Origin of the sequence: Paenibacillus sp. FSL P4-0338 (assembly GCF_038002365.1) — a bacterium.
Classification (GTDB): Bacteria; Bacillota; Bacilli; order Paenibacillales; family Paenibacillaceae; genus Paenibacillus_AQ.
Map to the genome: position 1 here is coordinate 287,114 of NZ_JBBOCG010000001.1, position 12,157 is coordinate 299,270.

General features: G+C 55.0%; 11 protein-coding genes and 1 pseudogene. 4 read left to right on the forward strand and 8 right to left on the reverse strand.

What is annotated here, in order from left to right; all coding sequences use genetic code 11:
• Nucleotides 1-156: 156 nt before the first annotated feature.
• From MKZ07_RS01170 to MKZ07_RS33495, 4 genes and pseudogenes are all read right to left on the reverse strand, one after another.
• Nucleotides 157-723 carry a stalk domain-containing protein gene (locus MKZ07_RS01170; protein WP_036695944.1) on the reverse strand — a complete coding sequence of 189 codons (567 nt, stop codon included), beginning with the start codon at nt 721-723 and terminating at the stop codon, nt 157-159.
• Between the two features lie 459 nt (nt 724-1,182).
• On the reverse strand, nt 1,183-2,580 hold the full coding sequence (locus tag MKZ07_RS01175) for a hypothetical protein (RefSeq protein ID WP_036695947.1): 1,398 nt from the start codon (nt 2,578-2,580) through the stop codon (nt 1,183-1,185).
• Nucleotides 2,581-2,748: 168 nt separating this feature from the next.
• On the reverse strand, nt 2,749-3,423 hold the full coding sequence (locus MKZ07_RS01180; protein WP_445670297.1) for a glycosyltransferase: 675 nt from the start codon (nt 3,421-3,423) through the stop codon (nt 2,749-2,751).
• A gap of 9 nt (nt 3,424-3,432) precedes the next feature.
• Nucleotides 3,433-3,904 (reverse strand): annotated as a pseudogene (locus tag MKZ07_RS33495) (glycosyltransferase); the annotation flags it as partial.
• A gap of 297 nt (nt 3,905-4,201) precedes the next feature.
• On the opposite strand from MKZ07_RS33495, the gene MKZ07_RS01190 reads away from it, so the two are divergent.
• Nucleotides 4,202-4,393: a hypothetical protein gene (locus MKZ07_RS01190; RefSeq protein ID WP_036702507.1), complete on the forward strand. Its 192-nt coding sequence runs from the start codon at nt 4,202-4,204 to the stop codon at nt 4,391-4,393.
• 207 nt (nt 4,394-4,600) lie between these two features.
• Here MKZ07_RS01190 and MKZ07_RS01195 read toward each other — a convergent pair whose 3' ends face one another.
• Nucleotides 4,601-5,584: a zinc dependent phospholipase C family protein gene (locus MKZ07_RS01195; RefSeq protein ID WP_036702487.1), complete on the reverse strand. Its 984-nt coding sequence runs from the start codon at nt 5,582-5,584 to the stop codon at nt 4,601-4,603.
• Nucleotides 5,585-5,807: 223 nt separating this feature from the next.
• On the opposite strand from MKZ07_RS01195, the gene MKZ07_RS01200 reads away from it, so the two are divergent.
• A complete protein-coding gene (locus tag MKZ07_RS01200; protein ID WP_036702485.1) occupies nt 5,808-6,815 on the forward strand; it encodes an AraC family transcriptional regulator in 1,008 nt (335 codons plus the stop codon).
• 147 nt (nt 6,816-6,962) lie between these two features.
• Nucleotides 6,963-7,757 carry an SDR family NAD(P)-dependent oxidoreductase gene (locus MKZ07_RS01205; RefSeq protein WP_036702483.1) on the forward strand — a complete coding sequence of 265 codons (795 nt, stop codon included), beginning with the start codon at nt 6,963-6,965 and terminating at the stop codon, nt 7,755-7,757.
• 86 nt (nt 7,758-7,843) lie between these two features.
• On the opposite strand, the gene MKZ07_RS01210 is transcribed toward MKZ07_RS01205, so the two are convergent.
• From MKZ07_RS01210 to MKZ07_RS01220, 3 genes are read right to left on the reverse strand one after another with little or no spacing between them, the layout of a single operon-like run.
• Nucleotides 7,844-8,323 carry a GNAT family N-acetyltransferase gene (locus MKZ07_RS01210; protein WP_036702481.1) on the reverse strand — a complete coding sequence of 160 codons (480 nt, stop codon included), beginning with the start codon at nt 8,321-8,323 and terminating at the stop codon, nt 7,844-7,846.
• A complete protein-coding gene (locus tag MKZ07_RS01215) occupies nt 8,323-10,134 on the reverse strand; it encodes a family 20 glycosylhydrolase (RefSeq protein WP_051494134.1) in 1,812 nt (603 codons plus the stop codon). The genes MKZ07_RS01210 and MKZ07_RS01215 overlap by 1 nt, the downstream gene beginning before the upstream one ends.
• The gene (locus tag MKZ07_RS01220; RefSeq protein WP_036702480.1) at nt 10,131-10,895 is read right to left on the reverse strand and encodes a sugar isomerase domain-containing protein; all 765 of its coding nucleotides are present in this window, start codon (nt 10,893-10,895) and stop codon (nt 10,131-10,133) included. The genes MKZ07_RS01215 and MKZ07_RS01220 overlap by 4 nt, the downstream gene beginning before the upstream one ends.
• 292 nt (nt 10,896-11,187) lie before the next feature.
• Here MKZ07_RS01220 and MKZ07_RS01225 point away from each other — a divergent pair, with 292 nt between their 5' ends.
• Nucleotides 11,188-12,123, forward strand: coding sequence for a carbohydrate ABC transporter permease (locus tag MKZ07_RS01225; RefSeq protein WP_036702478.1), 936 nt, complete (start codon nt 11,188-11,190; stop codon nt 12,121-12,123).
• Nucleotides 12,124-12,157 lie beyond the last annotated feature (34 nt).

Consider the following 12,157-nt stretch of genomic DNA (forward strand, 5'->3'; position numbering starts at 1 on the left):
CAAGGGTCAGGAATGCGGTGTCTGTAGGGCGGACCAGCAGAACATCCGGGTAGACGGCTTCGACATTATAATAGACATCTTTGGCTACAGTGGCACCCAGCAGTTTCGGTATATCTACCGTCTCGCGGACTGCTCCGGTTCCATCCTCAATGAGCCTTAGCGTGCGGCCATCATTGAGTACCAGCTTATCGCCGGCCCAGACCGGGGCTGTGCCGAAGGAGGTGTGGATATTCGTATGCCCTGGCGGATTACATTGTTGTTCTTCACCAGGTAGGTATAATACTCCGCATGCACATGTGGTTCGCCATAGGAGTTGACAACTTGAAGCAGTGTCAGACCGGCAGGTGTGCGCTCGAAAGTAAAGTCCACTACATCCAGTCCTCTACCGAGAACAGCAAGCTTATGCTTAATGTTCTGCACCGTTGTCAGATACAGCTCGCCGCTGTCCAGCGACTGGGAGTACACTCCGCCGTCGAACACTTCTGAATAACCGCGGTACATATGCAGACCATTGGCCCGTATCGTATTCATGGCGGCATCCCATCTTACGGGTCCGGCTTCAAGGGCCGCTACTACAAATTTGACAGGCACATACAGCTGCTTATCAGCCATATAAGGTGTGCCTCCAAGGGAGACCTTCTTCCCGTCCAGTACGCCGGTGGATTGACCAAGCTTCACACTGAAGCTTTTGTTCCACCCGCTGAAGGCAGCAGTTTTGTCCAAATCTAAGAATGTATAGGTTGCACACGATAACTTATCCTTCTATTTCTCGCTGAAACGATACCATCCTTTAAAAGGACGGCAAAGCCGTTTCTACTTGGCATGATTGCACTTGCCCTCAAGTCCCATGATTGTGACCAGGTTAGCCGGCATATAAGAGACCCCGTTCTTGATCTGTGCAGTGCCTCCGGCCATGCCTGATAACCCGCTTCCGTTACTGTAGGTTAATTGGAGCTGCACGCCCGGGGCAGGCTTGGCCGAAGCCGGCCAGAGCCAGTGCGAGTGCGGCGAGGACTAACATCCTCCGGTTGATCTTCATGTTTCTCATCCTTTCTTCGGGTGTGGCCACTGCTGGATCAGCCGTCCCCCGTCCCGTGACCCATAGGCTGAACCACGGATTGTAAAGTAGCTTCTGTTACAGATTCATAACCCCCCAAGGGGTGAAAAACTATAACTGCCAAGCTACACGAAACTAGAAGCATAATCATTTTTCTTATCATTGGATTCTTGCACCTCTCCAATCAGAAGTCTGTATTGTTCTGTCTGTTCCTCAGTGGCTTGATGCCGGAATTGTTCAAACAGATTCACACATTTAATGATTATGCTATCACTCTTTATTTTAGCAGAGGATTCCAGACTTTGGAGCAGGAAGCCCATTCCTTCCAGGCGGTGATTGCGTAAATAATAGTTGGCTAATTCCGCGAGAAAGGTAGAGTACTGGTCAGCCAGGATCTGCTGGTTGTGAAGCTCCCCGAAGTCCTTCAGGTTGGTCCGGTAAGGAATATAGGAAGGGAACTGTTCAAGCACTTCATCGACATTCCAGGAGAAACGGTTGGCTGAGATCATAATATGGTACAGGGCTACAAAGATCTCACTGGCATGCGGAGCAATATAGGCCACATATTCAGGCAACACTTCATAGTCGCCGGACATCATCCGGTAGAGAAGGGTATTGGCCGTACCCCACTCCTGGAATTGGTCCAGAATGTGCCGGGTTTCTTCCCCTTTTTCGCGTATCCAGCTCCTATCCATATATAGAGCTACGTATTTCAGCGCCGATTCATAGTCCCGGAATTCTTCGCACACACTTGCCCGCATCAGATGCGAATACAGCGCATAGAAGAAAACCGGCTTCTCAGGACATTTATCCTGGCGGTCCCTGCGCTGCGACCGGTGCAGATGGTGGTAGCTGAGCATGGCAAGACGGTGCATCTCCTGGGCCAGCGCGTCCACCTTGTCCCACTTGTGCAGCGAGTAATAGACATGCATCAGATGCTTCAGCCCGTCGAGCTGATCCGGCACTTCAAGCCGTTCAAGATAACATTCGAATAAAAGAGCAGCCTGGAGGTTGAGTGTCTGGCTGTCTCCGAGGGTGATGCGGAACAAACGGTACTGGCAGAGGGCCAGCCGCTCCGAATGCTGATACTTCTCGCTTGTGCTGATATTCTTGTAGAGCACGGCCGCCGCCTGCCAGTGATGCTCCTGGAACAGGTCCTCGGCCACTTCAAAAAGCATCGGAGCGTAGGTTAGGTTGTCCAGCAGATTTTTGGCTACAAGCTCAATACAGTCCAGCCGCCCCAGCTCCGCCGAATTCAGGATGAAGGGGCGCAGCCGCCGCCAGGTTGGTGCCGAATATAAGAAGCACTCATCGACATACATGCTATAGAAATGATCCTCGGGCAGTTCCATGCCCCGGGTAATCAATTTCAGATGATTCATGGCAATCGGCTGCTGGCCGCTAAGGATACGGCTTAAGGTGCCGGAATTAATGCCGGACTGAATGGAGAACTGGTTGATGGACAACTGCTGGGAATAGAGATAAGCCTCAAGATGACTGCGAATCGTTGTGAGGGGCTTCAAAGGATCACCGCCTGACTGAATTCCATTTTTTGGATTATTGTATATGTGTATAATATAAGTCATTATTCCAATGGTCAATAGAGTGATGGGGAGAAACCGTGAACAATGGAAAAAAGCATTCCCGTGGTCCCGGGAACGCTTAGTCTTCATAGGCGGGCAGACAGCGGATCAGGCGGTGTAAATCCCAGCTTCATTCTTGATCCTGCGGCGCTCGATGACTTCTTCATAATCCTTAATCAGTCTGTCGAAAATCTGCTCCCAGGAGCGCTTGAGGGCTTGGTGCCGCCCTTCGCGGCCCATTGCGCTGCGCAGCAGGTGCCCGGCGGCGGAAGTGCAGATCCGCTCTGCCATGGCTGCCGGGCTGCGGGGCTTGAACAGCATGCCGGTGACACCGGGTGCCACCAGCTCCCGGGTTCCGCCAGCATCTGCGGCGATGACGGGAAGCCCCGACGCCATGGCTTCAAGCACGACGTTGCCGAAGGTCTCCGTGCAGGAGGGGAAGACGAACAGATCCGCAGAGGCGTACAGCTCTGCCAGCTCTTCGCCGTGTCTGGCCCCGGTGAAGGTGACATTGTCCGGTGCCTGCGATTTCAGCTCGGGCAGCAGCGGCCCATCGCCGACAATCACCAGCTGAACCGCTGCACGCACAGACTCCGGCAGGAGCGGCATGGCCTGAAGGAGGGTGGTGAGATCTTTTTCCGGGGCAATCCGTCCGACATAGAGCATCATCAGCGCTGCTCCCTTGCTGTAACGCTCCCGCACTTCTTCGCTTCGTCTCTCCGGTGAGTACAAGGTGCAGTCCACCCCTCTGGACCACAGTCGCAGCCGGGTAAAGCCCTCCATGCGTAAGCTGGTTAAGGTCTCGCGGGAAGGGGCCAGGATGGCATCGCAGGACCGGTGATACCACTTCATGTATTTCCAGTAGAGCGGGAGGATTCTTCTCATTTTGTAGTATTCGAGGTAACGGTCGAAGTGGGTGATAGGAGGCGACATGGGGGAGCTGCTGCTTGCGGGCATACCGGAGGCCGGTTAAGCCGATGTTGAACGGGGTGGCGAGATGGAGCAGGTCGGGGGCGAAGGCAGTCAGTTCACTCTGGATGGAGGACATGCCGGGCAGGGCCAGCCTGCACTCGGGATAGAGGAAAAAAGGGATGCTGGCAACGGGTCTGACAGGATCGGGGTAGCTGCTCTCCGGGGCTGATTTTGGCGTGAACAGCAGATGATCGATTCCCCGGCGGTGCAGGTGGCCGGTCAGCCGGCCGAGTGTACGGGCAACGCCATTCGTCTGCGGAAGAAAGGTGTCCGTGAATAAAGCCAGACGCATCGGTATCCCTCCCAGTAATCTTGTTGCCTTGATCTTAACAACTAACTATTACTTGTAGATCAACCGCAGGTTAAACATCTCGCATGAAGGGGGGGATTTGGAGGACAATGGAGGGGCGGGGAGGAGTGGGGAGGAGTGGGGAGGACTAGAGAGGAGTAGAAGGAGTAGGGAGGAGTAGGAAAGACTAGGGAGGACCAAGGAGGGGGAGGGGGGACTAGAGAGGACTAGGGCAATAAGGTTAAGGGAGGAGCGGAACGGGTATACATGAGGTATCAGGAATGAAGGAGGTATAAGGAGATGAGCAAAGATCTGCCGCCAGAGGTTCCGCCGAAGGTTGTCCCGGGTGTGAAGCCGGATATCCTCCCGGAGCCGGTTGTGATCCCGCCGGAGATTGTGCCGGAGAAGCATCCCGAAATCGTACCGCCGGAGCAGCCCGAGATTATTCCTCCAGCCCCGCCGGAGATTCTTCCGAATGCTGATCCGCTGTAAGCTGTAAAGGCTGTGTGATAGCAGGCTAGTGTATAGATTAGGCTGAGCGCCCGGGGAACCAGGCGTTTTTGCTGTTTGTGGTTATTTTAGGCTACTGCGTGGGAATGAGGGGGCGTTGCCATTTCCCGATGCCCGGTTCCCTGCCCCACATCCGGTCCCGCACTCGCATCCCTTACCCGTCCAAATACTTCCCCCCCCCCCCCGCCGTCAACTGCCCGGGAGACTTGTCCAGATCGGCTCGGCGTATTGGTTCTGCAGATTCATGCTGCAATCCTTGCCGGTATCGTAGGAGCGGTTGCCCAGCACCTGTGAGAACTGCTCCAGCTTGCACCTTGCCGCAGCGGGGTCCTTGCTCTCCAGCCAATCGGCAAGTGCTCCGAGCACCGTCCGGCCTTCCGCAAGAGCAGCCTCCCATAGCTCCCACACCGATTCTGTGCGGACCTCGGAATAGAGTGCGGGATGCCGCCATTCGGAGTGCCGCTCATTCAGATAATCCAGCAGCTCCTCGCGGGCGGTAAGCTTACGGGAGAACAGCAGGCGTGCCCGTCCCCAGGTGATAGCCTTCTTCCAGCCCTTCGGGTCATACAGGCAGCGCTGGGCCAGCACCATATCGCGGTAAGAGGTCTGCCAGATCTCCTCAGGCAACCGGGCCATCGCTTCCGGGTAATGCTTAAGGGCAGTAGTGTGAAGGATGCGGTGAACCGGACCGGGCAGGCGGGAGCCGGCGTCAATCAGAGACCAAGCCGGGTTCTGCCATGTGTTGAGGTTCCGCCGCCGGTCCATGAACAAGGTGTCCAGATCAATCTCAAACCGCTGATGGTCGCGGTATTGATAGCCCGCTTTCCAGTTAATATAGGGATGGAGATTGCGGTCCAGCAGATGATGGGTGAGGAAGCCGAGGAAGTAGAGCTGTGCCTGATCCCCCTCAGCTCCGCTGAGGTTTCGCGCAGACTCCCAGAAGTCTATAAGTACAGGCCCACAGCTGCGCGAATGCATCAGATCCCCGAGATGCAGCGCCCCCGCATCCTTGCTCCAGGGGAGAAAGCTGTGATACAGCAGGAAATCCGGACCCTGACAGCCAAGATTGTAGAGCTTCTGCTGTTGTTCCAGCAGCTGGAGACACGGAAAACGGCTGCTGAATTCTACGGCCAGCTGCTGACCGAATTCAATATGCATCCAGATATTGGGCATGATTGATCCTCCTACTAATTATGATGGACACCGTACAGCGATGATCTGAATCCATTGTAATCCCTGTAGGGTACAACCAAATAAGAAATATGTGTGAAATTAGGAAGTGTTCTACCCTTGCCGTTCATTAAGATAGACATGATCACAGGCACAAGAGTATTCTTATATGGCCTTAAGACAACCATAACACTGTAATATGCAACTGGCTAAAGGAGGCCCACCTATGAAGTCCCGTCCCTCTGAACGCGTTAAAATGCCTCCGGGATTCTGGACAGGGATAAGCCGCCTGGGGATTGCTGCAACCGACGTAGCCCGCATGGCACAGCTCCCTGTAACCATAACAACAGAAGCCACAGTTACCACTGCCCAATATTTCGCCATCTGGCAGGCGTATTCCGAGCTCGCCGGAGATCTTGCATCAGGCATCACCAGACTTGCGGCCGCCTTTGACACCGCGCAGTATCCGCCCGCCGTATTAGCGACTTATCACGCCCGCGACTATCGCGATGCCTTGCACCGCATGGTCAAGTACAAACAGATGTGTCCGCCCGAAAGCCTGCGGATGGCGGAAGAGAACGGGCAGTGCATCATTGAACTGGAGTGGGGAGATACAGGGCTGCCCGGCCCGCAGGTGCTGGCGGGAATTACGCTGGCTTTTCTCTTGGAGCTGGGAAGAAAGGGGACGGGTCAGCCCTTGAAGGCGCAGGCAGCCGAATTTGTCCACTCCATGGGCGATGAACAAGTGCTCGAAGCTTATTTCGGCTGCGCGATTCAAACAGGCGGCAAGTATAACCGGTTGACGCTGCTGCAAAGCCATCTGGACCTTCCCTTTGTTTCGTATAACGAAGAACTGCTGGAGATCCTTGCTCCCGCACTGGACCGCTCACTCAATGAACAGCTTGGCAGCTTCTCTGTATCCGGGAAGGTCAAGGTGATTATTGCATACTGTCTCGCAGGCGGATGCCCCGACCTCCAGACGGTTGCGAAGGAGCTTGCGATGAGCGGGCGGACCTTACAGCGCCGTCTGACTGACGAGAAGACGACCTTCAAGCAGCTATTGACACAAGTCAGACATGAGCAGGCACAGAAGTTCTTGGCAAATCCTTCGCTTGATCTTAAAGAGGTGGCGTATCTGACCGGGTATGAGGATCAGAACTCTTTCTTCCGTGCCTTCCGCCATTGGGAAGGGGTTACGCCTTCACAGTGGCGTGCGGAACATCTGAATAGTTGAACACCTGAATGCCGCATGTGTTGAGCTGTAACTTTTGGCGTGTCCGGCAAGAAGCTTGGCGCAAGGTGCTAGTTACTGAACGATCCCAACGAGATAATATAATCACTATCCGCAACACAACAAGGAATGAATAAGGAGAAGTGCATTATGGAGATGGGATTACACAATACAACAGCGCTAGTTACAGGATCAACGAAGGGTATAGGAAAAGCTATTGCGATAGAGCTTGCCAAGGAAGGTGTCAACGTACTGGTCAATGGACGGAATAGGGAAGAGGTGGAGCAGACTGTCCGTGAATTGAAGCTGAATTACCCGGCCACCTCTCCTCAGAATGCCACAGCCGATGTTGCCGATTCTGAGCAAAGACAAGCCTTATTCGCCCATTTCCCCAGCGTTGATATTCTGATAAACAGTATGGGCATTTATGAATTGATGCAGTATGAGGAAGTGGACGATGACATCTGGGAGAAATATTTCCGGACGAATGTGCTTGCTGCAAACGGATTAACGAAATTATATTTACCTGGAATGTTGAGCAGGAATTATGGCCGTGTGATCTTCATTGCCAGCGAAGAGGCGGTCATGCCCTCAGGACAAATGCCTCAATATGCGATGACCAAATCCATGCTGCTGTCCTTGTCCAAAAGTATATCTAAAGTGACAGCAGGAACGGAAGTTACAGTGAATACCATCATGCCCGGGCCTACACTCTCAGAAAAGGTTCACCATATCATTGAGGGTATGTATCCTGACGAAAATTTAACTTTTGCAGAAAAAGAACAGAAATTCATGGCGGCTAATCTGCCGCAATCTGAATTACAGCGTTTCATCAAGCCGGTGGAAATCGGCAGGCTGGCTGCCTTTGTATGCAGTCCTTATGCGGCAGCCTTTAGAGGTTCTCCCATCCGTATGGATGGAGGGATGGTGCCGACTATATATTGATGGAGGTGTACATCCTCAACAAAAACAGCGGCACCTGGGACGGTCAAGCCCCGGGGTGCCGCTGTATTGCTGTATCAGGGCCAGATTCAGCCCAGTTTGATCAGGTCACGGAATACCCCGGGAAAAGAGTCAGGGATCGCTATCGCACCGACGGTCTTCTCATAGAAGGCCAGTGCGTCCTCGACCCAGCCAATGACGGCGTAGCCGTAGCCGCTCTGGTGCATGGCGGACAGGCATTCCAGCAGCAGGGCCTTCCCGATGCCCAGCCCCCGGTAATCGTCCAGCACGCCGGTCGGGCCGAAGAAGTTCTTCACTACAACCTCGTGACAGGCGAAGCCGATGACCTCGCCCTGTTTCACGGCGATATAGCAGTGGACGGGCAGGTGGGCGAAGGCTACCTCGCATTCATTCCGCCAGCTCTCCGTGAAATGGCGGCCGACAAAATCCACAATGGCCTGCTTATCTCCGGTCATCGCCCGTTTAATAACAATGCCTTGTCCCCGCAGACGCTCCAGCAGCGCCCCGTTGTCCGGCAGATCGTATAGCTTCACAAGCATATCAGGCATCAAGGTTCCCCCGCTTTCTGTTCTATGATCTCAAGATCGGTCATCATGGCTTGCAGGTTGGCCTCGAATAGTTCAGGCCGGTAGAAGCGAGAGCGGATGAACAGCTCCGACATTTGCGGCACAAGCAGCTCTGCGAGCACGCTCTGCATTCTTAGCTTGGCTCGCCGCAGATCGCCATAGCCGCTCCGGTATTTGTCCCGGAGGAAGGTCATCACTTCCTCGCTGCCCGGCGACATCGCTCCCCGGAAAAGGAAGGTATGCAGCGGTGAGCGGCGCTGCGCCGGAAGCTCGTACTGGATCATGGCATCGATCAGCTCAGCGGTCAAGCAGTTCTTCTTGACCTCGGGCAGAAGCTGCGGAATCAGCGAGTAATAGTCAGTGACCGCATATTCCGCCCAGTCTTCCCCGCTCAGCAGGTCCGCAGGCAAGCCGTGGAACTGGTGCAGGAACCGTGTCAGGAAGGTCCCGGTCTCCGCTCCGGCATTCCAGCTCTGCTCGGCAGCGAAGAAAGCCGGATAACGCGAGGTCTCGAACAATCCGTAGGGGCTGCCTAACGAGAACGGGCAACCCCAGTTCGTATGAATAATGCCCTCCAGCTGCTCGGTGCGGGCGAGCTGAATCCAGTCCTGCACATTCTTGATCCGGTTATGGATGACCGGATAATTCTGATCGCCGTTATCGTCCCAGCAGCGGACAGAGGAAGCGCCCAGGGTCTGGATGCCCGCATCCCGCAGCTTGTGGAGAATCTGACGGGCATCCGCCTTCATCCGGTGCCCGCCATAGATCCAGACGACCACGATCACACGCTTGTCAAGCGCCGCAATCTCCTCTGCTGTAGCCTGCATGATCATATCATGCCAGATCATCGGCTGTTTGCCGAGGCTGAGCGTCTTCTCCGCCAATTGATTGACGAAGCGGATGAACGAAGCCTCCGGGGTAAGCCCGGAGCGCTTGCAGTCCTCGCATGTGCCAAGGGTCCAGACCTCGTCACAGCCGAGGTGAAGATAGCGGCTGTGCGGATGAAGAGCTGCCACCTCTTCCAGAATCCCGGCCATCATCCCGAAGGAGCCGTTGCGGTGCGGGCACAGCTCCGACACGGTCTCCGGGACCTCGCGCAGACCGATATAGGCCGGATGCTTCAGAATGTATTCCAGATGCCCGAAGGACTGCTGCTTCGGAATGACGGTAATGAAGTGGTCGTGTGCCGTCCTGAGCAGTCGCCGGTGTTCTTCCTCCGTGAAGGCAAGCTCAGGATGGCGCAGGAAGGCCAGCTTACGGAAGGGCAGCTTGTCCTCATATTCGATAATCAGCGTATTGATCTTATAATCGGCCAGCTCTGCGATATACTCCAGCAGATGCTCATAGGTCGGATAGACGGTACGCAGATCCAGATAATCGCTGCGCAGCCGCAGCTCGGCCCAGTCGGCAACCGTCACCGCAGGTACGGTACCGCCGCCGCTCCCCAGCAGCTGTTCCAGTGTCTTCAGCCCATAGAAGAGGCCGGAGGCGCTAAGCGCATACAGCTCGATCCGGTCCTTATCGGTAATCAGCACGTAGCTGTCATGTCTGCCCTCGACCCGCCGGGCCAGCAGCGGGTTGAGCGGGGTACCCTCCGTGACCAGGGCGAATACACCGCTGCCGCCCTGAGCAGCATGTACTGTTACCCCGGCGAATATCCGTTCAGCCGCCACCACTAGCCGGACATCCTCCCCGGGGCTCCATAACTGCACCGCCCAGCCGTGAAGCCCGGTGACCGGCTCCGGTCCACGGCTCTGCACCACCTGAGGGGCTGGAATCAGCTGCAGGCTCATAGCCAGCGTACCCGGCCTTTGAAGCGCTCAATGAAGCGGTTATTCCACTCGTCCCCGCCCGGGGCGTTGCCGCTGCGCCAGACCGGCACCTCGATCCCTTTTGCCCCGAGGCAGGCGGCAGTGGTCATCATCAGGGAATTCAGCAGAAAAGCGTTAGCGAAGGTAGAGGTGGAGCCCATCTTCGGCTGGGTGCCGTCAATGTGAAGCGCAGCGTCACCGGGCTTGACCTTACTGTCCAGAACATAATCGCAGAGTGCGTAGAGATTCTGTCCCGAGGGGTGGCGGGCGATATGATTCGCTGGCGTAGCCTCGGCATGGCCCACGGAGGTCACCGCAATAGTGATCACGCCCCGGCGGCGTGCTTCCAGAGCGGCATCGACACAGACTGTGTTGATCCCGTAAGCATTGGCGATGATCAGAATGTCTCCTTGTCCGAGCCGGTTGTCTTCGATCACCAATGTGCCATAGCCGGGAGTGCGTTCAACCGCCATGGAGCGCAGGGCACCATTCGAGATCATCGTGCCTTCATCTAAAATAGCGCTGATATGCATCAGTCCGCCGGCACGGAAGAAGACCTCGGTAGCATTCATATTGGAGTGTCCCCCGGGTCCGTAGAGATAGATCAGCCTGTCCTCCGCAATATGCCCGGCGAGCAGCTCCGCCACCTCCAGCAGCTTGTCCCGCGGCTCACTCCGTATCTCATTCAGCAGTTCGACAATAGTATCCATATAAGCGGACATAATATCTGACTTCACGTTCATCACTATCCCTCCTAAAAGATTTGTAAGCATAAGCCCCCTGGGTCTCTTCGCCAAACTGGCTTCGAAAGCATACACTTTAAGTTTTGTAAGCCTAAGCTGGTGCTTGCCTAGAAGATAACAAACCGGACTACCTCAGTAAATCAACTATTTTGCGCAATTCCGGACCGTTTTTGACTGATTGATGCAGGGTCAGGTAAAAATTTTTCCGAACGGGTCAGGATCGTGGCTTATGCCTATTGCCTTACCTTTCTATAATGAGAGATAAGATCACGCAAGAGGGGGGACAGAGCCATTGAAGACGTCAGTTACTTTACCGCAGTCCCGTGAGAAACCTACCGCCGGCAGCAGAAAAAGAAAACGGCTGGAAGCCGGGATGGGTTACCTGTTCACCGGTCCCATGCTGCTGGGTGTGCTCGTATTTACGCTAATTCCTATGATATTCTCCTTCGTGCTCAGCTTCACCAAATGGTCATTTGTCACCGGGTTCGACAAGATACGTTTCAATGGCTTTGATAACTTCCGCCAGCTGATGCAGGATGAGGTGTTTCTGAAGTCGCTGGGCAATAACTTCATAATGCTGCTTGCCGTACCGGCCGGAATGGGGATCGCGCTGATTCTGGCGGTGATTATCACCAGTCATGTGTACGCGCCGGGTGCTTTTAAAGTCATCTACTTCATGCCTCAGATTTCCAGTGTCGTCGCGGTAGCGGTCGTGTGGCAGGTGCTCTTCCATCCTTCGTACGGTCCGGTTAACGGCTTCCTGTCAGCGCTCGGCGTGGACCATCCGCCCAAATGGCTGGCCGATCCGACCTACGCGCTTCCTTCGGTCATGCTGCTGATGATCTGGATCGATCTTGGGGTCTCGCTGATTATCTATATCGCCGGAATCAAGAATATTCCTGCCGATCTGTATGAAGCGGCGACGATTGACGGCGCCTCGAAGCTGGCCCAGTTCCGCTCAATTACTTTTCCGCTGCTGACGCCGACCACCTTCTTCCTGCTGGTGACCGGGATTATCGGCAATTTCAAATCCTTCGCTCTGGTCAAGGTGCTGACGGACGGCGGACCGGCCCATTCCACCTCTGTTGTCGTATATGACATGTACCAGACGGCTTTCGTCGATCTTCAGACCGGGTATGCTTCATCCATGGTTATGATTCTGTTCGTCATCGTGCTGGCCATTACCGGCTTGCAGTGGCTGGGGCAGCGCTATTGGGTCAATTACTAGAGAAGGGAGGCGCACACCTGTGAGAATAGGCAAT